The organism is Vibrio sp. Vb1127 (assembly GCF_033338735.1).
Taxonomy (GTDB): domain Bacteria; phylum Pseudomonadota; class Gammaproteobacteria; order Enterobacterales; family Vibrionaceae; genus Vibrio; species Vibrio alginolyticus.
This window is the reverse complement of sequence record NZ_JAWOTF010000006.1, coordinates 148,649-168,989: the sequence shown is the minus strand read 5'-3', so window position 1 is coordinate 168,989 and position 20,341 is coordinate 148,649. Positions and strand designations below refer to the sequence as shown.

Below are 20,341 nucleotides of genomic sequence, written 5' to 3'. Positions count from 1 at the left end.
CTTTCGGGCTGATTAGCAATGTATTACGACTCAAAATCGCCATAGATATCGATGGTTAAGTCGCGCTTTTTCAAGTATTTGCTTGGCGTTTTTCTTAGCTGCTGTTTGAGGGTACGAATCAAATGCGATTGGTCACTGAAACCAAATTGTTGTGAGAAACTCGCCCAATCAATCGCTTCTTGTTGCTTGTAGAGAGTCAAAATCATCTGCTCCAGACGCGCCATTTGTTGATACTGCTTAACGCTCAACCCCACCACTTGTTTGAAACTGCGCTCAAGCGTTCTGCGAGAACAGGCGCACTGTTTGGCTATCTCATCAATATCCATCGCTAACTCAGGTGAACGTAGCGCTTGAGCGTCCATCACGGATACCGCTTTTTTCGATGCCAAAAACGGTTTGGTACGGCAAGGTTCGATATCTAACGCATCTAAATGTCGCTTGATATATTCCAGCAAACATTGCGGTGAATCTTGCAACTCTAGCTGCCATAACCCTTGTTGAAAGCGCACATCAAACGCCGCGTTAAGCCAATCAAACCATTCGCATTGGTTAATTGCAGCTACTTGGGATGCATCACTAAACCGTGATTCAATGGCATAAAAACCCTCTGGGCGAAAGGTGATACCAATACGCTTGATGGGAGCCGTATCTTCCAACAACAGTAAATGTTCGTTAGCCATTAACAAGTGACAGCCTTTGCCAGCAAGCTTTGTGTGTCCCGTGTCGTAGCTGTAGCCTTGCTCTGGTGGCGTAAAGAGTAAATGAGCACGCGGGTTTGGGATAAGGTGCGGCTTGGGGTCAATGACTTCACCCTCTGGCACTTCCAAGTACCAAACTTGATGAATGAGCCATTCGTACTCTGACAGAGACTGTTTCCAAGCTATCATGATTGTCCTAGTGGTTAGTAAAGATAATGAGCGCAACGTATTTGCTTAAACATCTGCTCGTTGAGTGTGACTGATTGACGCGCATCTCGCCACGCATTTCTCACCCTGATCCCTTGCAAGCTTGTTGGATTGCGGTAGGCTTTGAGCAGAGAATACAAGCTGAAAAGAACAAGGAAATACCACGATGCGCGTCGACTACCACCAACGACTGGTTCCTGTGATTCGTTATTTAGAACAACACTTTAATGAGCCACTCAACCTGCCAGAAGTGGCCGCGCTGGCGAACCTTTCCCCTTATCACTTTCATCGCACCTTCAAAGCCGTGCAAGGCGAAACACTGGCCGACTTCATTCGACGTTTACGTCTAGAAGCCGCCGCCGATGACTTGTTCAAATCCAAGCAACCGGTATTGAACATTGCCCTAGAGTACGGATTTTCTAGTTCACAGAGCTTAGCCAAAGCCTTCAAACAACATTATGGCGTTACACCTACGGCCTTTCGTGACTGTGAGAACTACCAGCAGTTTTCTGAATTAGCACGAAACAGCAAGATTGGACACACGTTGCGCAAGAATGGAAACGAAGTAACACCAAGCGATTCATATACTGGCTCTGAACTCACCAAATGGAGCATGACAATGGAAACGCAAAACTTTGAAAAAGCAAAACTGGCTTACATTCGTGTAAACGGCCCTTACGGCCAAGGCTATGAAGAGCCGTCAGGTCGCCTGTATCAATGGGCAGGAATGAAAGGTTTGGCGGGCAATACCTGCATCTTCATCTACCATGACAATCCTGAAATCACGCCAGACGAGAAGTGTCGCACTGATATCTGCTTGATGGTGCCAGAAGACACCGAAGTTCCGAAAGGCATTGAGCTGCAAGACTTTCCTGGAGGTCAGTATGCAGTGATGCGCCAGCACATTACTGACCCGAGTCAATACTCAAAAGCATGGGATGATGTCATGAGCAAAGTGATTGAATCCGGTATTGAGAACGACGACCGCCCTTGCTTTGAGCTTTACCACAGCTTCGACCCACAAACGCATCATGCAGACGTTAGCTTCTGCACTGCCATCAAATAAACCAAAAGCCTGCATCGTTGCAGGCTTTGTCATTTCTTACTCTGGTTGCTTAAATCCGTTCTTCCAAACGCTGTTTATCTTTTAATCCAATTACTTAGAACACGACGAATACCTCAATATTTTCGTGATCCTACTTCGCGTTTTGACCACGCGCGCTCATTCGCTCGGCTGAGTTGGAATTCATTTCACAGATTATTCATGAAGCGAACCTAGACTGAAAAAATTCCATCGACCCCGTTCGACCTACAACGCTAGGCACAATAAAAACTAGGTACTACAGCACCTCTAGGACATTCCATGAAGAAGAACTTACTTGCCATTGCTCTTGGTAGCGTAATTGCGCTGACTGCTGCCCCATACTCTATCGCGGCTAACGATGCTGCCGTCCAATCTTCCGCCGACTACTCACAGATCGTCACCAAACGTCAGGTTGTCGACCAACTGCTGAATGACGCGTTACAAGCATTCAAATCCCCTGCGCGTATCTCGCATGCAGGTTTTACCGCCAAAATGCCGAGCAACATGGAGATTGTTACCGACCGCTTACTAGAAGCCTACAAACTTGAGCCGTACCGCACTGACCTACTGATTTCTGCGGCAAACGCGCAGATCTACAACAAGAATGCAGACCGCGCGATTGAACTGTTTGAACAAGCTCTTTCTGTCGCGCCAGACGATGTGGATTTGCACGCTTACTTAGCGGTATGGCAACGCTTTGAGGGCAACCAAGCGGAATCAGCAAAACACATGGCGACGCTCACTAAACTCAATGCAGGTAAAGCGGCAGATATCCAACGCATCTTCGACACCGTAGACCGCGTACTTGCAACGCCACTAAAAGAGAAAGCCGATAAAGGCAAACTGGATGACAAAGGCGCAATCGTCACATTGGGATACGCACTGAACCCAGATGGTTCAATGCATCAAATCTTGGTTGAGCGTTTGGAAACCACGCTAGCCATGGCAAAAGCAAACCCAGACGCGTTGATCGTATTGACGGGTGGTGTACCGAAGAACCACAAAACCGAAGGCAAGTTAATGGCGGATTGGCTGATTGAAAAAGGCATCAGCAAAGATCGCATCATTGAAGAAAACTACGCCACCAGCACGGTAGGTAACGCCCTATTCAGCAGCTACGCATTGGCACGTCATAACATCAAGCACGCGACCATCATCAGCTCAGCGAGCCACGTACGTCGTGGTCAAACCTTGTTTGAAATCGCAAGCTGGCAAACTGGCCCACAAGGCATCACTTTCGACACTGTGAGCTACCCAGACAAGCCACTTAAAGACTTAGCCAAAGCCAGCGATAGCGAACTGCTTGGTATCTACCGCGATGCACTGCGTACATACGGCATGTGGAGCTACCGCTCTTACCCGCTAGAGTCGCGTTAAGTATTCTCGACTCATACCAATCAAAAAAGCCTGCGTACTTGCAGGCTTTCTTGTCTTTGTGCAGTGATAAGAACCGCTTAAATTGCTTCGCCGTTTACCGTTACTGCGACATCAATGTTGCCACGAACTGCGTTTGAATATGGGCAAACTTGGTGTGCGATGCGCGTTAGCTCTAATGCTTGTTCTTGTGGCATATCTAGCTCTACCGCTAGGCTCACTGTCAGTGCAAAGCCGCCGTTATCGTTAGGACCGATGCCCACTTGCGCTGTTACGGGTGCACTTTTCAGGTCTACTTTACCTTCACGCGCTACGTGCAGAATCGCGTTAGAAAAACATGCTGAATAGCCCGCTGCAAAAAGCTGTTCTGGGTTAGTTGCTGCGCCTGTGCCGCCCATTTCCTTCGGGTATGACAGCTCTAGGTCGAGAAGACCGTCATCAGTTTTTACTTGACCATTACGACCAGCCAAAGCGGTAGCTTGAGTTTTGTATAGAGTAGTCATGCGAGTGTCCTTCTTAATTTAAGTTGCGCACAATTTAATTGCTTACAATCTTATATCGAAGTGAAGATAGTTTGCAACTATATTGTGCACAATTTATTTTATAACTCTCTTTCTCTGTAAGCAGGTAGGCAACACCAATGAGCCAGTGTTACACCGACAACACCATGACCGACGACGATAAACTCTTACTCGAAAACCAAGTTTGCTTCCCGCTCTACAGCGCAGCAAATGCAGTGATCCGAGCTTACCGCCCGTTGCTGGACGAGCTTGATCTGACTTATTCGCAGTACTTAGTGATGATGGTGCTGTGGGAAAAAGACGGTGCCAGCGTAAAAGAATTGGGGTCTCAACTGCATTTGGACTCAGGCACACTCACGCCGCTACTTAAACGCTTAGAAGCAAAAGGTTATGTAGAGCGTGGGCGCCGTGAAACCGATGAACGCGTTCGCGTACTCAACCTAACAGAACAAGGTCGTGACCTTAAAGAACAAGCCAAGTCAGTGCCAAACGCCATGATGTGTAAAATCACCTTAGAGCTAGATGAAATGATCATGCTGAAGAAGTTGTGTGGCAAAGTGCTCGACAATCTGAGCTAACAAGATAGAAGCATCCGCTTCACCACTTCCTATTAGAAAGAGCCTGCCGAGATGCAGGCTCTTTCGATCTTAGCGAGAAGATCTACTCAAAGTAATCATCGGTATTCTCTATTGCTAATCTGCGTTCATCTTCAATAAAACCTATCAAAGCAAACTCACTTACATCGGATTTCCCTATCAAGTGAAATAGGAAATGGCTATCAATAGGATAGTTACAAGCGATTTTCCTTAAACACACTCCGATGAGAATATACTTTCCGAAAGCAACAACAGCTCAGCTTAAAACATTCAAAGGAAAGTAAATTATGATTAATACTCAAATCAAACCATTTGCAGCTACAGCGTACAAAAACGGCGAATTCGTTGAAGTAACAGAACAAGACGTTCTAGGTAAATGGGCAGTATTCTTCTTCTACCCAGCAGACTTTACGTTTGTATGTCCAACAGAACTGGGCGACCTAGCAGACCACTACGAAGAGCTACAAAAACGTGGCGTAGAAGTTTACTCAGTATCAACTGACACACACTTCACTCACAAAGCATGGCACGACAGCTCAGACACAATCGGTAAGATTCAGTACTACATGCTTGGCGACCAAACAGGCAACATCACAAACAACTTCGGTGTGATGCGTGAAGGTCAAGGTCTTGCAGACCGCGCTACGTTCCTAATCGACCCAGAAGGTACTATCCAAGCAATGGAAATCACTGCTGAAGGTATCGGTCGTGACGCAGAAGACCTACTACGCAAAGTGAAAGCAGCTCAATACGTAGCAGCACACCCAGGCGAAGTTTGCCCAGCTAAATGGAAAGAAGGTGAAGAGACACTAGCTCCATCACTAGACCTAGTTGGCAAAATCTAAGCCACTGAAATTTAAGTTCTAATCAGTTCCCGATTTCCTTTTTCTGATTAGAACTGAATTAGAGAGCACTTCAGGTTAGATACCTTGACGACCTTCTGCCTGATTTGCTCTCTCCCCCTCAGGTTTTATCTACAGTAACCACTTTTTAGTTTTAATTAAGGTAGTAACAACTATGTTAGACCAAGCGATCCAACAACAACTCAAACAATATCTGGCTAATGTAAAAGAAGAAGTTCGTTTAGTGGTTAGTCTAGATGAAAGCAAAGCATCGAATGACATTTTGTCTCTAGCGAACCAAATCGCAGAGATGAGCGGCCTAATCACTGTTGAACGTGACGACAACGCAAGCGCACGTAAACCAGTGATGGCGGTAACTAACCCAGCAAAAGGCACAGCACTACGCTTTGCAGGCTTGCCAATGGGTCACGAATTTACCTCTCTAGTATTGGCACTGCTTCATTCGGGCGGTCACCCAATCAAACTAGAACCAGAAGTGATTGAGCAAATCGCAGCACTAGACAAAGATCTAGACGTAGAAATCTTCATTTCACTGTCGTGTCAAAACTGTCCGGACGTGGTTCAAGCGTTCAACATGATGGCGGCGATCAACCCGAAAGTAAAAGCAACCATGATCGACGGTGGCTTATTCCAAGATGAAGTAAAACAACGCGACATCATGGCCGTACCAAGTGTATTCGTGAACGGTGAGCTATTCGGTCAAGGTCGTATGTCTCTGACTGAAATCCTAAACAAAGTGGATGACGGCGCGAGCGAGAAAGCCGCAAAAGCACTGAGCGAAAAAGACCCATACGACGTACTTGTTGTCGGCGGTGGTCCTGGCGGTAGCGCAGCTGCTCTATACGCTGCTCGTAAAGGTATTCGCACTGGTGTGGTTGCTAAACGCTTTGGTGGTCAGGTGATGGACACCATGGCAATTGAGAACTTCATTTCGGTAAAACGCACTGAAGGTCCAAAACTGGCGACTGACCTAGCAGAACACCTAAAAGAATACGACGTAGACGTTGTGACTGAGCAACAAGCTGAGAAGCTAATGGGCGCAGCACACACAGAAGATGGTTTGATTCACATCCAACTTGAAAGCGGCGCAACGCTGAAGAGTAAGAGTGTAATCCTTAGCCCTGGTGCACGCTGGCGTGAAATGAACGTTCCGGGTGAGCAAGAGTACCGCAACAAAGGCGTCGCGTACTGCCCACACTGTGACGGCCCACTGTTCAAAGGCAAGAAAACTGCGGTTATCGGGGGTGGTAACTCAGGCATCGAAGCCGCTATCGACCTTGCTGGTATCGTAGAACACGTAACAGTTCTTGAATTCGCAGACGTACTTCGCGCAGACCAAGTGCTTATCGACAAAGCGAACTCACTACTAAACGTAGACATCATCACCATGGCGCAAACTACTGAAGTAGTGGGTGACGGTACTCGCGTAACAAGCTTGAAGTACAAAGACCGCAACACAGATGAAATCAAAGAGATTGAACTGTCAGGTATCTTTGTTCAAATCGGTCTAGTGCCAAACACAGAATGGCTAAAAGATTCAGAAGTAGCGCTATCCGAGCGCGGCGAAATTGAAGTCGGTAGCCGTGGCGATACTAGCCTAGAAGGTGTGTTCGCAGCGGGTGACGCAACAACCGTTCCTTACAAACAGATCATCATTGCAATGGGTGAAGGTGCAAAAGCAAGCTTGGGCGCATTTGACTACCTAATCCGTAAGCAAGGTTAATCTCCAATTTCTTGAACACAAAGCGCACGGTGCTGTGTTTTCTTCCCCGGAAAACCAATCGGGGCACCGTGACAGCGATGAGTAACAAGAAATAAAATCAAAAAACCTAGAAGCCCAAAGACTTTGCCAGCAGGTATTAACTGCTGGCTTTTTTGGTTTTTTTTTGGGGGGGGGGAAACAAATTATTACTAGAAATAACAGAGTAAAATAAAGCTGCCGAAATACACTTAGGGTGAAACATTGCGGGCTTTAACTCGTTTCTACTGCTTCAAATATCAGACCTTTTAGCTGACAACGATGGTAAATTTCATACAAACCACCTAATTCATCATTGCAGTAAACACCGCTTCCGTTATTTTCAATCCTGAACAAGCCTCCGGATTTGATTGATTTACTACTCAACACTAATTTTTTAAACCGCTTTACACGACTTGGCTTACCATTAGCTCTTACATTTAACACAGTGCGATCCTTATCAATGGCATCGCAAGTTTTGAGTATGTTTATGGCATACCAACGCTCGCCAGCGACGCGTAATGGCAAAAACTCACAACTGGAATCAAGAGCTTCGTTTATTTGATTATATGCGGACTCAGAACAAGCAAACTCGCCTGCACGCCAGATTGCAAAATCAGGTTTTGTTGTAAGCATGTGGTTATCACTCACCCACTCCAAATCAATAATCATCCAAGTATCAGCGACACGCTCACCATATAACTCCCGCAAATCGCCATCCGAGTATTGTATAGAAATCTCTAGTTGAGTTTCTTGTAACAAAGGGAAATTCTCAACATCATGATTAAGTGTAAAAACCTTCATCTTTTGCTTACTTAAATCAAACGGTTAACTGGAAGTCCCCATCATGTAACATCTTTCCAATCTTGCACAAGGTTTCAATGATTTCTGTGTGAGCCAACTCTTCAGTGTCAGCGGCCTGACCTTTATACATGGCGTCTACAAATAAAATCAAAAAAGCCCTTTACCTAAACTTAACTTGAGGTTTTAGCATATTCATCGTTGGCTAGAAAATGACAAAAAGGAGCACATCATGATCCAACTAGAACATATTAACTTAGTCGTGAAAGATATCCCTGAAATGCTGAAGTTTTACCAAACTGCATTTCCACATTGGTACGTGCGTGATGAAGGTAAAGGCGAATGGAGTGGCAAACCAAGAAACTGGCTACATTTTGGCGACGAGTATCAATACATAGCCATGAGTGACCATGGCGAAGGAGAAAACCGCGAGTTGAGCGGGCACCAAGTTGGGCTAGCGCATTTTGCTTATGTGACCAACAACGTCGATGCAATCATCAAAAGACTAACCGATGCAGGTTATCCGATTGCCCAACCTGGTGCTGATGAACCATACCGCAAAAATGTGTATTTTGTTGACCCTGCCGGTTTTGAGATTGAATTTGTTGAATACCTGGCGGATGACCCAAAACTTCGTAACCTGACAAGCTAAAAGAGATGTAAATAATAAAACGCCAGCAGATAGTGACTGCTGGCGTTTTATTTTATCTATCAGGCTTCTTTATCGCATTAGCGCTGTTTGGCAAAAACCTGAGTCCAGTAATATCCGTAGCGTGCAGAGTGATTTTCGACAAGCGACGCGCCCATCTGATCAAAATCCGCACTCATGATATTAAGGCAGTGACCTTCACTCGATAACCAAGCATTAATGACGGCGTTAATGCTGCTTTGCCCTACGGCGACATTCTCACCAATGGCGCTCCAAGCATAACCCGTTGCGTTAACTCGATCTGACATTTTGCTGCCATCAGAGCCTGTGTGGCTCATGAAATCGCTGTTCGCCATATCGCTTGAATGTCGATAAGCGGCGCTTTCCAAATCGTAGCTCCAAGTCAGGGCCCCAACAGGTGGCATGGTGGTTGCGCCACACTGTTGTGTAGTAGAGCGGGCGCTGTTGACCGCTGCAAGCATCTGCTCGGCAAATGTGCCTTGTGACGATGTGGAACCTGTGTTTTGTGAGCCGCTTTCTGCTGGGGCTGACGACTCCCCATCGCCGCCACATGCGCTGAGAAGTAGGGCCAAAGCAGGCACTAAGATCTTAGTTGGCATTGTCTTTCCTTTATGAGTGACGAAGAGCAAACTGCGCTTTTCGATAATAACGCCCAATAAACTAACAAAAACCAATAAAAGCACCATATAGCTTAGGGGTTTTTAACCAAAGACTCACATGAAGTTTTCAATCACCTTGGTTCGGTCGATAAATCGGCAACGTTTCAGCCCAAGTATGGAATGGCGTTTCATCCATATCCTGTATTGCTTGAGTGATAAAATCGATGAACACCCTAACTCGTGCAGGCACATATTCCCGGTTGGCATAGAGAAGATACACGCCATTTCCTGCTTGGCGCATGCTCGGAAATATCGGCACTAAACGCCCCGCTTTAAGCCAGTCTCTCGCGATAAAATGAGGAATCTGAGTTAATCCTAAGCCTTCTGCGCAAAGCTCTGCCATGGATTCACCGTCATTTACAATATAGTTTCTTTCGGGGTCATATTCACTCGCACCGTCTGGTTCTGGCATCCGAATCGGCAACAGTTTCCCCGTTTGTTTAAAACGAAAACGAACCCAAGAATGGTCATTGAATACATCCGGGCTACTCGGAACACCATGGCGCGCTAAGTAATCCTGACTGGCACAAATGATAAAATCGATAGGGCTGAGCTGACGCACAATCAATTGACTATCGTGAGCGACACCAGAGCGAATCGACACATCAATACCTTGCTCAATAATATCAACGTAGGCGTCATCGTAATGAATATCGATAGTGATGTTAGGGTAGCGGCGGCAAAACTCTTTTAACAAAGGACGAATATAGAGGCGACCGTACGAGACAGGCACATTAATCTTAAGCTGCCCTGAAAGTGCATCATTGTGACTTTTTAATGAATCCTCACATGCCGCCAGCTCTTCCAGTACAAACCTAGCAGTATTTGCGTACCGACGACCAGCTTCTGTCAGGCGGCTCTGTCGCGTAGAACGTTGAAAAAGCTGTATACCCAAATCGCTTTCGAGACGATGTATGGCTTTGCTCACGGTCGAAGGGTCAGTGCCATACACTTTGGCAGCCGCAGCAAAACTACCGCCATCTAAAGTGGCAATAAAAAATCGTAGGGACCGTATCTTATCCATATAACCAATGAACTCTATTCATGAATTTTATTCACTTTAGTAAAGACCAAGTGGCTCTTCAATCACTAATTAGCCTAAATATAATGAACCTCAATAACTTGATGCTCTGTTAGCGAGGAAAAGACCATGGGTAAAAACGGATTGAAGAATGCACTACAACTATTGATAGCAACACTAGTCCTATTCTTTGGGGTGCTTCAAACAGCACATGCCGAAGATAAACGAATTGGTATTCTAGTTTACGATGGCGTACTGACCTCTGATGTTACTGCGCCTTTAGAGGTTTTTGGCGTCGCAAGTCGTCTCACTTGGTTTAGCGATTATGACGTGCTCACCATTTCCGTCTCCGATCAGAAAACCATCACCACTGAAGAAGGATTAAAAATTGGTGTGGATGCTTGGATTGGTGATCTGCCGGAACTCGACGTACTGGTTTTAACATCCAGCTATGACATGGATGCACTAATCGAAAATAAAGATCTCATTCACTTTATTAAAACTACCTCAAAGGCGGCAGATTGGATGGCAAGTAATTGCTCTGGCGCGTATTTGTTAGCCGAAGCTGGCCTTTTAAACGGCAAAAAAGCAACAACTTGGGCCGGAGGTGAAAACGGCTTTCAAAGAGATTACCCAGCAGTCAAAGTACAAGTCGACCAGAATTTTGTCATTGATGATGGCGTTATCACTTCGAACGGTAGCCTAGTTAGCTATCAAGCTGCTCTTAAGCTACTTCACCTTATGACTTCAGAGTCTAAAGCTCAGGAAGTCGCAGATGCCATCCAGTACTCACGTTTTTCCAACCAACCATTTTAAGCGTGTAAGAAAGTAATCAGAGCCACCCTTCGATATTTCGAAGGTTAACTCTTCGAATTTATCTTCCTAATCGAACAACCCTTTTTATCACTGTAAAAGCGATAAAAGGGTTGTCGTTCATCTGGCAGACACAACGTGCTCTCCAAACTTTTTATCTTAATGCTATGGAAAAACGTAAACGTTACGAAGCACTGACGAAAGAGCGATACCAAGAGATCTACCGTCTCGCGTATTGGTTATGCAAAGATCACCACCTTGCTCAAGATTTAGCGCAAGAAACCTTTCTGAAAGCGTGGCGATTCTTTGATAAATTAAATGACCCCAACGCCGCGAAGTCTTGGCTCATTACTATTTTGCGTCGTGAGAATGCTCGGCGCTTTGATAGAAAACAGTATGATTTTGTCGACATTGATGAGTGTGCAATACAGACAAAAACCTACCCTGGCAGTGACTACGACATGGCCCAAGATTGGCTTCAAAAACAAATGATGATTCTCGAACCCAAATACCGAGAACCGTTGCTCTTGAGCTTAGTCGCTGGGTTGAATCATGATGAAATTGCCCAAGCCTTGAGGCTCAACCACAACACAGTGGCGACTCGATTATTCAGAGCGCGTAATCAGATCATCGCACAGAAGGAGAGTCATTAAGACACAAAAAGTAGTCAACCATGTAAACTAACTGGCTATGCTCCGGTCTATTTCATAAGTCGTTACACAACTCGACGCTTTAACGCTTTACATCAAGCGCGACTAGATGAACACTTCTTGTCAAAGTACAATAACAGCCGACATAGAGTAGAGTCAGTAAAACATTATGAGTAACACGACGGCGAAAAAGCCGAATCCCTTATTTGAAATCCTTTTCAACGTATTTATCCCTTCCTTCATTTTGATGAAGTTTAGTGGCGATGAGCATCTAGGGACAGCAATGGCGCTGGTTGTCGCTTTGCTATTTCCTATCATTTATGGCGGTATGGACCTTGTCCGTAACAAGAAATTTAACTTTATTTCTGCTCTGGGCTTTATCAGTGTTCTACTAACTGGTGGCATCGGCTTGTTAGAGCTTGATACACGCTGGTTAGCACTAAAAGAAGCCCTGATTCCTGGCCTGATCGGTTTAGCGGTTTTGGGTTCAACGTTTACCCGCTACCCACTGATGCAGAAGTTAGTACTGAATGACACAGTGTTGAATCTCGCGTTGATTAACCAACGTTTAAAAGAAAATGGTAAAACCGATGCGTTCGAACGTTGCCTTATGTCTTCTAACTACCTGTTTGCAAGTACTTTTGCGTTCTCATCTGCAATGAACTACTTCCTTGCGACTTGGATTGTGACTAGCCCTTCTGGTACTGCTGCCTTTAACGAAGAGTTAGGGAAAATGACGCTGTACAGTTACCCAATGATTGCCATCCCAAGTATGTTGATGATGTTCGGTATTTTTTATTACATTTGGCGTCAAGTACGTGCGATGACATCGCTCGAAACAGAGCAAATCTTCCATCTAAAATAGCCCAATCATTACAAGTAAACCCATAAAAAAGGGAGGATTTTATCCTCCCTTTTCTCAACAGGCTCACTGTAATTCACAGCGTCAAAATGATTTTTCCTGACACTGCTGACGAGCGTCGCTCAACCATTTCAATCGCTGTTTGAAAGTCCTCTAACGGCAGATAATATGCAACGTTTAACTTTATGTCGCTGCTAATAAAATGTTCTAACATTTCAGCGAACACCGTCTTTCTCCCGCCTTTACCTACCGATTCTTCCCAATACCGCAAAAAGAATGTACTAAAGTCGATGTTGTTGGCCTTCATCGATTCAAAAAACTCAGGCGTATAAGGCGTTAACGACAATGTTCCGTAGTTGATGTATTGGCCGTTTTCTTTCAAGGTACGAATAAGATCCGTGCCAGCCTCACCACCTATCGCGTCCAGAGCGACCGTTGGTTGTGGCAGTTGGCGCGTTTGCAGCTGCGCTTGTAAGTCTTTCTTCGCGTCCAACACTGGAATGGTATCGTACGGATACTCGTCTCGCTTTGAGGTCACAGCAATCAGTGCAAAACCCAGTGAATGGGCGAGCTGGGCAAATATCTTACCGATCGCTGACCCTGCCGCATTGATGATCACCACATCACTTTTGTTCAACTTAGCCACTTTAGTAGTGATCACCCACGCGGTTAGCGCGTTGATGTACAACTGGCAGGCATAGCCGTTATCCAAACTTTCAGGTAGCGGAAAAAGATTCTCGGGCGAAGCATCGATGTAGTATTGCCAAGTACCACTCATCGCCACCAACACTTTTTGCCCAACTTGAAGGCCAGCGTGACCGACAGCACTGACTTCCACCACACGCCCAACCGCTTCAAATCCCGGCACGCGAGGTGGTACGTGAACGCGGCGGTATTGCCCAACACCATGAATGGAAAGCAAGTCACTTGGGTTAATGTTTGTAGCTTCGAGTCTCACCCGAACCTTGCCCTGAGCAAGCGGATTGAGGGGCTCTTTTTCCAACGACAGCGACGTTTTGGGTTGACCAAAACAGAATTGATTCACTCGAGTATTTATCGTTGGTGCCATTGTTATTCATACCATGTAATTGAAATTCAAAAAGGAAGTTTCGCGACTTCTACTCAAAAGCATTAAGTGAAGTCGAAGCTCTGTATTTCTACCTGCGCGATGCGCCGTTCACTCTAAACTGTTGTGGCGTCATATCAAAATAGGCTTTAAATGCTTTGATGTAGGATGAGTCGTTTTGATAACCCACTAGGTCTGCAATGGCTTGGATTGGCAACGATTCATCTAACAAAGAAAGCGAGTAAATTAGCCGAATTTGTTGCCGCCAAAGTAGAAATGAAGTGTTGAATTCCTTGGCGAACAACCGTGATAAAGTACGCTCAGACGCCCCAATTTTCTCCCCCCACTCTTTTAGCGAACAGCTCAACGCGGGCTCGTCAGTCAATTGCTCGAAAATCAGTTTTAGTCGTCTGTCTTGTGGCAGCAATAACTGAAATGTCTGCACGTTGCGTTTCAAAATTTGATCATGCAGTACCGCCAGCAAATGCAACACTTCTTCGTGGCTTGTCTCACCTTCACACTGTCTGCGGATCTCTTGTAAAAGCTCATTTAAAAACGACGTTAAAGCAATGGTTCTCACTTGTGGCTCGTACGTCGCACCAAACTCAGGGTTGAGGTAAATACCAACAAATATCGTATTGCTTAGAGCAATCGACTCGTGTTGAACACCCGCAGGAACAAATAACGCAGAGGTGTGCGGAACCAAGTGCTGATAATGCTCAGTTTGTGTTTGCAATAACCCTTTGATAGGAAAGATGATTTGATGCCAAGTGTGTTGATGCAGCGCATCAATGTAACCTTTTGGCATGTCGATGGTTTTCACTAAAACAGGAGAATGGGGATTCGCGGCCATCATCTCATTGGAGGTGACGACGCCTGACTTCGAATCAATTTGGCGAGTTAGCATTGTTAGTTGTCTTTTCATCCCTACTCCGACACACGTTTACTAGGCTATCATGCTCCGCATCGCGAATGAAGGTAAACACTTTATCTCTCATTCAAATAATAAGGAGGTTATATGAAGAAAATCGGCGTCGTAAAAGCTGTGCTAGCAGGGAAAACCGTCCCTTATGCTCATGGAGCGCAAAGCGCAATCAACAAACAAGTGCTACCTGAGCGCCAGCACGCAACAGAGCTTGGTTTTACCAGTGATGAGCAAGGTGATCCGCGCTTTCATGGTGGCATTCAAAAAGCGCTTCATCTTTACCCAAGCGAGCACTACCCAATCTGGCAACAAGAATTAGGCAAAAGACCAATTTTCCAATCCGCCGGCGGCTTTGGCGAAAACATCAGCTCCGAAGGCGTCACCGAATCCACGATTTGCTTGAAAGATAAAATTCGCATCGGCTCAACACTACTGGAAGTGTCGCAAGGTCGCATGCCTTGTTGGAAACTTAACGTACGTTTTGACCAACACGACATGGCGAGAAGACTGCAAGATACGCTTCGAACAGGCTGGTATTTCCGAGTGTTGGAAGAAGGCGATATCGGTGCAGGTGACGAGATTATTCTGTGCGAAAGACCTTATCCAGAATGGCCACTGGCTCGCATCATGGGCGCGGTTTTCACTGGCTGTTTAGATAGAAAAGAACTCACTCAGCTGTCTGAGCTGCCGTTAGTCGAGTCTTGGGGCAAGTTGGTCGAGCGCCGCCTAGAAACTGGCGAAGTTGAAGATTGGGAAATGCGCTTGGTTGGCCCAACTGTGGGTTAACACCCCAAAGTAAAATTTAAGCCACGCTCTGAACCGACTATGCCGTCAGAGCGTGTTTTTTTGGTTTACTTCGCACTCGGGGCTGGGCGTTTCGACTTACCTTGAAACTGCTTAATGCTCTTCTTAGCATTAGTTCGGCGGTTGGCTTTTTTATCGCGTGGCGCGCGTTTGCTCTCGCCAGTTGATGGCTTATCCGTTACTGGAAAACCAACCAGATCTTGCACTGGCAATGCACGTTGAGTCAGGTGACGAATCGCGTTTAGTGCGTCCATTTCACCATGACATACCAATGACATCGCCACACCTTGTTCGCCTGCGCGAGCGGTACGTCCTACTCGGTGAACATAAGTTTCTGCATGCATTGGCAGTTCAAAGTTGATCACTACAGGTAATTGCTCAATGTGAATGCCGCGCGCTAGTAGATCAGTGGCAATCAACACCTGAATTTGCCCAGATTTAAACTGCGCCAGTGCTTCTTCTCGCTCTGTTTGGCTCTTGTCACCATGCAGTGCATTGGTTGAGATGCCCGCTTTGTTTAGCTTTTTCGCTAAGCCATCAGCATTCTCTTTCGCACCAATAAAGACTAACGCCTGAGTCCACGCGTTTTTTTGAATCAGTTCAATCAATGCCTTGGTTTTACTGCCTTTATTGACCATGTACAACGTTTCAACGATGTCTTGATTCGTGCTGTTTTCTTGATGCGCTGCAACTTGCTTTGGTGCCTGCATAAGCAGCTTCGCTTTACCCTTCAAATCATCTGAAAACGTCGCCGAGAACATTGCGGTTTGACGCTGGTTTGAAATCAGCCCCGCAATATTTTGCACGTCAGGCCAAAAGCCCATATCCAACAGACGATCGGCCTCATCCAACACTAGGTAATGGATATTGCTTAAGTCTAAACCGTTGTTTGCCAGATCAACCAAACGACCTGTCGTCGCGACAAGGATATGAGGATTTGTCGCTAGCGCCTGCTGTTGTTGCTCTTTATCAACGCCGCCACACAAACACACTGCGTTGAGTTCAAGAACTTGACCAACTTGGTTAATTGCTTCACTCACTTGCATTGCCAGCTCACGAGTTGGCACAAGAATCAGCGCTTTTTGCTCTGGATTGACACCCAGCTTTTCCAACAAAGGCAAACCATAAGCAAGGGTTTTGCCGCTGCCTGTATTTGCCAAAGCCAATAGATCTTGACCAGCCAACAGCTCAGGAATGGCCAACGCTTGAATATCGGTCGGTTTCTTGAAGTCTTTTGGCAGTGCGTGAATCAGCTCAGAACTCAATGAGAGAGTAGAAAATGGCATTAACGAAAACCTTGTACTTTGGGTTGAAGAAGCAATAAAAATAATGAAGATGCGGTAAAACGCAGGCGCGGACTTTACCACAATCTGCTAGGTGAACCATCCTATTTTAGGCGCTTAAACCAAGCGTCGCCTACGCAAATCGTCAGAAAACTAAAAAGCGCAAAAAAGCCGTTAGTCTGTACTGCCACAGAGCTAACGGCTAAAAACCCTTGAAGAGAACGCTTCGTCAGCCTTTCACTGCGGCTGAAAAGAAATGTGCAGTTTATTAAAGCACAGCTTTACGATTCGGTAAGAACACTTCACCCAACATGCAACGAACCGAACCACCACCAATAGATTCTATGGTAGAAACGTCGAATGGCAGCAATTTACCGTGCGTTGCCAATTGGTTTCTTTGTGCTGGTGAAAATGCATCGTACGCCGATTGCGACATCGCAATCACCTTGTCGCCGTTGATCGTTTCTAGTTGCAGAATGTTACCGCAGAACTGGTTCATCTGATCAAGCGAAATTGAGATGACTTGCTTGTCTTTGGCGAGTGACTTCATTACAAAACGACGCTCAAATTCTGGGATCACTTCGTCACAAATCACGCAAAACTGTTCGCCAACCGCCATCATCACATTGGTGTGATAAATCGGCGCACCAGACGGCAAACGAGTTTGGAAAGAAATCACTCGTTCATAGCCAATACGATCGGCGTAATCTTCTAAAACCAGACGATCACAACGTTGTGAGAGTGCGGCATAGACCGTTTTATTTAGGTGGTCAAACACCATCACACCCGTGCTTTCTAAATACGCTTGCTCGTCAAGATATTCAGTTAGACTGCTGCGTCGATGAACTTCTCGCCCTGCTTGCGCTAGTGCTGCCACAAGCGCATCGGGACGTACTTCTTTTTGACGGTTTTCACAGGCCATTGGAAAAGTGTACAACGTGCCATCTGGCGTAGTGCTAAACCAATTGTTTGGAAATACCGCGTCTGGCGTCGCAACATCTGAAGTTGGATAATCAAACTCAACAACTTGAACGCCCTCTTGACGCAGCGTTGTAACCATACTCGCGAACTCGGCCATTACTCGACGTGAGACTTCTTCTTGGCTGAGTGACACTTTATGTTGGAACTCATTATCTTGTGCGGTTTCTTCATTAAAACGAAACTCTTTCGGTGGCACCATCACTACGCAGTTCGCGGTTTGGCGCTGAGCACTTTGCGTGCTTTCTTCTTTCCCATTAGCAAATTGGGTCACTGATTCGTGTAATAGCATCCAATATATTCCTTATCACTAGAATGAGGAGATTGTAAATTTATTGTTAACTTCAGTTTTGCTGTTTTGACAATTAATTTAATTGCACAAAAGTAATTTTTGCTGCATTAAGTTCATTTTTCCTTAAATTTTATTGTCACTTTGCAGGTTTAAGCTTTTATGGCACCACGATGAACATGATAAGAATTCATCATAAGAATCAGAACCATAGACAATCACACTCATAACCAACTAGTTACATTTAAGACACAATCGGTTAGACTATTTTTTCGCCCCTCTCGTCAATCGGTCTGCTTTATCGAGGAGCAGGCAAAAACCTCTCATACACGCGGTTTCGTCCAAAGCAGCGTGAATCGATGGATTTAGCCACCCCAAATGGCACTGTTTTAACTTTAGGATGAGTTATGTTTAAACGATTTGAAGGCTTTACAGAGCCGTTCCCCAAATCTACACCGGATCAGCCTCCTTCAGGGATGTTCGCTTTTCTGCGTTATTACACTCGTGGTTATGAAAAGCCTTTGATCATCATGTCTTTGATGGCCACAATTGTGGCTGTTGTTGAGGTAATGTTGTTTGGCGCCATGGGACAATTGGTTGATTGGTTGTCTACCAGCAATCCAGAAACGTTCTTACAAGACAATAAATCGGATTTGATTTTCTACGGAGCCTTATTGCTGGTTGTCATGCCTATATTGGTGATCTTGTACTCGTTGCTCGTTCATCAAACGTTATTGGGCAACTACCCAATGTCTATCCGCTGGCTTGCACACCGGTATTTGCTCAATCAAAGCTTGAACTTCTATCAAGATGATTTTGCAGGCCGAGTCGCAACGAAAGTCATGCAAACCTCATTAGCTGTGCGCGAAACCGTAATGAAAGCTATGGATGTGTTTGTTTACGTTACGGTTTACTTCACCAGCATGATCATTATGTTAGCGACGGCAGACTGGCGTTTGATGATCCCAATGATCGTCTGGCTGCTAGCTTACATCGCTATCCAAATCTATTTTGTCCCTAAGCTCAAAGACGTCGCTTCAGCGCAGGCCGATGCACGTTCGACAATGACAGGGCGTATCGTCGACAGTTATACCAATATTCAAACCGTCAAACTGTTTTCTCATAGCCAGCGCGAAACCCAATATGCCGAGCAAGGCATGAAAGGATTTTTAAATACGGTCTATCGTCAAATGCGCCTAGTGACCGGCTTCGACGTCGCTGTAGAGATCTCAAACTATATTTTGGTATTTTCCGTTGCTGCTTTATCGATTTACTTGTGGTTGGATAGTGCCATTAGCGTTGGCGCGATTGCGATTGCTGTTAGTCTTGCATTGCGCGTAAACGGTATGTCTATGTGGATAATGTGGGAAGTTGGCGCCCTCTTTGAAAACATGGGAACCGTTGTCGATGGAATGAAAACGCTCTCTAAGCCTATTGATATTAAAGATAAACCAGGCGCAAAAGACTTGGTTGTCACTGAAGGAGGCATTCACTTTGATAACGTCAGCTTCCATTACGGTGAGAACAAAGGCGTGATTAGCCATCTCGACCTCAACATCAAACCAGGAGAGAAAGTAGGCTTGGTCGGGCGCTCCGGCGCCGGAAAATCGACTTTGGTGAACTTGTTACTTCGCTTCCACGATGTCGAAGACGGCAGCATTAAGATCGATGGACAGAACATCTCAGAAGTCACACAAGACTCTTTACGCTCAAAGATCGGTATGGTGACCCAAGATACTTCTCTGTTACACCGTTCAATTCGAGACAATATTTTGTATGGCAATCCAGATGCGACAGAAGAAGATTTGCTGAAAGCCACTAAGCAAGCGCATGCCCATGAGTTTATCGAAACTCTGACCGACCCATTTGGTAATGTCGGATACGATGCGCAAGTTGGTGAACGTGGTGTAAAACTGTCTGGCGGCCAACGTCAGCGTATCGCAATATCTCGTGTGCTACTCAAAGACGCACCATTGCTGGTACTGGATGAAGCCACATCGGCTCTGGATTCAGAAGTCGAAGCAGCGATTCAGGAAAGCTTGAATGAATTAATGCAAGGGAAAACGGTTATTGCTATCGCTCACCGATTATCGACCATCGCACAAATGGATCGCCTCATCGTGCTAGATAAAGGCAGCATCGTTGAACAAGGTTCTCATCAAGAACTCATTGCGAATAACGGCATTTACGCCCAGCTTTGGGCGCATCAAACTGGCGGATTTATCGCTGAAGAACTAGACAATCAACACGCTTCTTAACGAGTGATAAGCTCAATAAAAACGGCGCTTTAAGCGCCGTTTTTTATTTAAATCCATGGCTAGATGCTCATATAGCCATTGTGGTTTCTCATATATGAAACACTCTCCATGATAAAGCTCACACTTTTTCTGCTAATATACCGCCTCGTTGCGTATCCATTGCAATGAACACAATACAGAG

At 45.6% G+C, this 20,341-nt stretch carries 20 protein-coding genes; 11 read left to right on the top strand and 9 right to left on the bottom strand.

The genetic code is table 11. The features are described 5' to 3' along the window. Nucleotides 1–23: 23 nt before the first annotated feature. A complete protein-coding gene (locus R7H07_RS11075; protein ID WP_065275545.1) occupies nt 24–887 on the bottom strand; it encodes a helix-turn-helix domain-containing protein in 864 nt (287 codons plus the stop codon). A 184-nt stretch (nt 888–1,071) separates the two neighbouring features. Between R7H07_RS11075 and R7H07_RS11070 the strand changes: the two genes are divergently transcribed. Next, entirely contained in the window at nt 1,072–1,971 is a 900-nt protein-coding gene (locus R7H07_RS11070; protein ID WP_009706616.1) for an AraC family transcriptional regulator, read from the top strand. A 297-nt stretch (nt 1,972–2,268) separates the two neighbouring features. Continuing rightward, complete coding sequence (locus R7H07_RS11065) at nt 2,269–3,366, top strand: YdcF family protein (protein ID WP_065275546.1); 1,098 nt, start codon at nt 2,269–2,271, stop codon at nt 3,364–3,366. 77 nt (nt 3,367–3,443) lie between these two features. Here R7H07_RS11065 and R7H07_RS11060 read toward each other — a convergent pair whose 3' ends face one another. After that, nucleotides 3,444–3,866, bottom strand: coding sequence for an organic hydroperoxide resistance protein (locus tag R7H07_RS11060; protein ID WP_041059168.1), 423 nt, complete (start codon nt 3,864–3,866; stop codon nt 3,444–3,446). Nucleotides 3,867–4,003: 137 nt separating this feature from the next. On the opposite strand from R7H07_RS11060, the gene R7H07_RS11055 reads away from it, so the two are divergent. The 3 genes from R7H07_RS11055 (at nt 4,004) to ahpF (ending at nt 7,066) form a co-directional block, all read left to right on the top strand. Continuing rightward, complete coding sequence (locus tag R7H07_RS11055; RefSeq protein WP_065275547.1) at nt 4,004–4,462, top strand: MarR family winged helix-turn-helix transcriptional regulator; 459 nt, start codon at nt 4,004–4,006, stop codon at nt 4,460–4,462. A gap of 305 nt (nt 4,463–4,767) precedes the next feature. Next, nucleotides 4,768–5,325, top strand: a complete 558-nt coding sequence (ahpC, locus tag R7H07_RS11050; RefSeq protein WP_005374632.1) for an alkyl hydroperoxide reductase subunit C — start codon at nt 4,768–4,770, stop codon at nt 5,323–5,325. 172 nt (nt 5,326–5,497) lie between these two features. Further along, a complete protein-coding gene (gene ahpF / locus R7H07_RS11045; RefSeq protein WP_065275548.1) occupies nt 5,498–7,066 on the top strand; it encodes an alkyl hydroperoxide reductase subunit F in 1,569 nt (522 codons plus the stop codon). A 249-nt stretch (nt 7,067–7,315) separates the two neighbouring features. Here ahpF and R7H07_RS11040 read toward each other — a convergent pair whose 3' ends face one another. Next, nucleotides 7,316–7,885, bottom strand: a complete 570-nt coding sequence (locus R7H07_RS11040; protein WP_065275549.1) for an imm11 family protein — start codon at nt 7,883–7,885, stop codon at nt 7,316–7,318. Nucleotides 7,886–8,114: 229 nt separating this feature from the next. On the opposite strand from R7H07_RS11040, the gene R7H07_RS11035 reads away from it, so the two are divergent. Next, a complete protein-coding gene (locus R7H07_RS11035) occupies nt 8,115–8,534 on the top strand; it encodes a VOC family protein (RefSeq protein WP_005374615.1) in 420 nt (139 codons plus the stop codon). Nucleotides 8,535–8,611: 77 nt separating this feature from the next. Here the strand turns inward: R7H07_RS11035 and R7H07_RS11030 are convergent, their stop codons facing one another. Together R7H07_RS11030 and R7H07_RS11025 are read right to left on the bottom strand one after the other, a co-directional pair. Next, nucleotides 8,612–9,151 carry a CAP domain-containing protein gene (locus R7H07_RS11030; protein WP_017634523.1) on the bottom strand — a complete coding sequence of 180 codons (540 nt, stop codon included), beginning with the start codon at nt 9,149–9,151 and terminating at the stop codon, nt 8,612–8,614. A gap of 127 nt (nt 9,152–9,278) precedes the next feature. Further along, nucleotides 9,279–10,235 carry a LysR family transcriptional regulator gene (locus tag R7H07_RS11025; protein ID WP_065275550.1) on the bottom strand — a complete coding sequence of 319 codons (957 nt, stop codon included), beginning with the start codon at nt 10,233–10,235 and terminating at the stop codon, nt 9,279–9,281. A 126-nt stretch (nt 10,236–10,361) separates the two neighbouring features. Here R7H07_RS11025 and R7H07_RS11020 point away from each other — a divergent pair, with 126 nt between their 5' ends. The 3 genes from R7H07_RS11020 (at nt 10,362) to R7H07_RS11010 (ending at nt 12,560) form a co-directional block, all read left to right on the top strand. Next, nucleotides 10,362–11,048 carry a DJ-1/PfpI family protein gene (locus R7H07_RS11020; protein WP_064355013.1) on the top strand — a complete coding sequence of 229 codons (687 nt, stop codon included), beginning with the start codon at nt 10,362–10,364 and terminating at the stop codon, nt 11,046–11,048. A 119-nt stretch (nt 11,049–11,167) separates the two neighbouring features. Beyond that, nucleotides 11,168–11,698 (top strand): sigma-70 family RNA polymerase sigma factor, encoded by a 531-nt coding sequence (locus tag R7H07_RS11015; protein WP_254901941.1) that lies wholly within the window; start codon nt 11,168–11,170, stop codon nt 11,696–11,698. A gap of 166 nt (nt 11,699–11,864) precedes the next feature. Further along, nucleotides 11,865–12,560 carry a VC0807 family protein gene (locus R7H07_RS11010; protein ID WP_005383527.1) on the top strand — a complete coding sequence of 232 codons (696 nt, stop codon included), beginning with the start codon at nt 11,865–11,867 and terminating at the stop codon, nt 12,558–12,560. A gap of 73 nt (nt 12,561–12,633) precedes the next feature. Here R7H07_RS11010 and R7H07_RS11005 read toward each other — a convergent pair whose 3' ends face one another. After that, nucleotides 12,634–13,626: a zinc-dependent alcohol dehydrogenase family protein gene (locus R7H07_RS11005; RefSeq protein ID WP_206959519.1), complete on the bottom strand. Its 993-nt coding sequence runs from the start codon at nt 13,624–13,626 to the stop codon at nt 12,634–12,636. An 88-nt stretch (nt 13,627–13,714) separates the two neighbouring features. Continuing rightward, the gene (locus R7H07_RS11000; RefSeq protein ID WP_206959560.1) at nt 13,715–14,530 is read right to left on the bottom strand and encodes an AraC family transcriptional regulator; all 816 of its coding nucleotides are present in this window, start codon (nt 14,528–14,530) and stop codon (nt 13,715–13,717) included. Nucleotides 14,531–14,641: 111 nt separating this feature from the next. Here R7H07_RS11000 and R7H07_RS10995 point away from each other — a divergent pair, with 111 nt between their 5' ends. Then, nucleotides 14,642–15,334, top strand: a complete 693-nt coding sequence (locus R7H07_RS10995) for an MOSC domain-containing protein (protein ID WP_206959521.1) — start codon at nt 14,642–14,644, stop codon at nt 15,332–15,334. Nucleotides 15,335–15,399: 65 nt separating this feature from the next. Here the strand turns inward: R7H07_RS10995 and R7H07_RS10990 are convergent, their stop codons facing one another. Both R7H07_RS10990 and R7H07_RS10985 read right to left on the bottom strand, forming a co-directional pair. Then, nucleotides 15,400–16,638, bottom strand: a complete 1,239-nt coding sequence (locus R7H07_RS10990; RefSeq protein ID WP_206959523.1) for a DEAD/DEAH box helicase — start codon at nt 16,636–16,638, stop codon at nt 15,400–15,402. A 265-nt stretch (nt 16,639–16,903) separates the two neighbouring features. Beyond that, entirely contained in the window at nt 16,904–17,905 is a 1,002-nt protein-coding gene (locus tag R7H07_RS10985; RefSeq protein WP_138939515.1) for an arginine deiminase-related protein, read from the bottom strand. 404 nt (nt 17,906–18,309) lie between these two features. Between R7H07_RS10985 and R7H07_RS10980 the strand changes: the two genes are divergently transcribed. Further along, nucleotides 18,310–20,160, top strand: a complete 1,851-nt coding sequence (locus R7H07_RS10980) for an ABC transporter ATP-binding protein (RefSeq protein ID WP_005374597.1) — start codon at nt 18,310–18,312, stop codon at nt 20,158–20,160. Nucleotides 20,161–20,341 lie beyond the last annotated feature (181 nt).

Coding starts and splice junctions, on each gene's coding strand:
- R7H07_RS11075 (WP_065275545.1), bottom strand. CDS start 887: ATGATAGCTTGGAAACAGTCTCTGTCAGAGTACGAATGGCTCATTCAT.
- R7H07_RS11070 (WP_009706616.1), top strand. CDS start 1,072: ATGCGCGTCGACTACCACCAACGACTGGTTCCTGTGATTCGTTATTTA.
- R7H07_RS11065 (WP_065275546.1), top strand. CDS start 2,269: ATGAAGAAGAACTTACTTGCCATTGCTCTTGGTAGCGTAATTGCGCTG.
- R7H07_RS11060 (WP_041059168.1), bottom strand. CDS start 3,866: ATGACTACTCTATACAAAACTCAAGCTACCGCTTTGGCTGGTCGTAAT.
- R7H07_RS11055 (WP_065275547.1), top strand. CDS start 4,004: ATGAGCCAGTGTTACACCGACAACACCATGACCGACGACGATAAACTC.
- ahpC (WP_005374632.1), top strand. CDS start 4,768: ATGATTAATACTCAAATCAAACCATTTGCAGCTACAGCGTACAAAAAC.
- ahpF (WP_065275548.1), top strand. CDS start 5,498: ATGTTAGACCAAGCGATCCAACAACAACTCAAACAATATCTGGCTAAT.
- R7H07_RS11040 (WP_065275549.1), bottom strand. CDS start 7,885: ATGAAGGTTTTTACACTTAATCATGATGTTGAGAATTTCCCTTTGTTA.
- R7H07_RS11035 (WP_005374615.1), top strand. CDS start 8,115: ATGATCCAACTAGAACATATTAACTTAGTCGTGAAAGATATCCCTGAA.
- R7H07_RS11030 (WP_017634523.1), bottom strand. CDS start 9,151: ATGCCAACTAAGATCTTAGTGCCTGCTTTGGCCCTACTTCTCAGCGCA.
- R7H07_RS11025 (WP_065275550.1), bottom strand. CDS start 10,235: ATGGATAAGATACGGTCCCTACGATTTTTTATTGCCACTTTAGATGGC.
- R7H07_RS11020 (WP_064355013.1), top strand. CDS start 10,362: ATGGGTAAAAACGGATTGAAGAATGCACTACAACTATTGATAGCAACA.
- R7H07_RS11010 (WP_005383527.1), top strand. CDS start 11,865: ATGAGTAACACGACGGCGAAAAAGCCGAATCCCTTATTTGAAATCCTT.
- R7H07_RS11005 (WP_206959519.1), bottom strand. CDS start 13,626: ATGGCACCAACGATAAATACTCGAGTGAATCAATTCTGTTTTGGTCAA.
- R7H07_RS11000 (WP_206959560.1), bottom strand. CDS start 14,530: ATGCTAACTCGCCAAATTGATTCGAAGTCAGGCGTCGTCACCTCCAAT.
- R7H07_RS10995 (WP_206959521.1), top strand. CDS start 14,642: ATGAAGAAAATCGGCGTCGTAAAAGCTGTGCTAGCAGGGAAAACCGTC.
- R7H07_RS10990 (WP_206959523.1), bottom strand. CDS start 16,638: ATGCCATTTTCTACTCTCTCATTGAGTTCTGAGCTGATTCACGCACTG.
- R7H07_RS10985 (WP_138939515.1), bottom strand. CDS start 17,905: ATGCTATTACACGAATCAGTGACCCAATTTGCTAATGGGAAAGAAGAA.
- R7H07_RS10980 (WP_005374597.1), top strand. CDS start 18,310: ATGTTTAAACGATTTGAAGGCTTTACAGAGCCGTTCCCCAAATCTACA.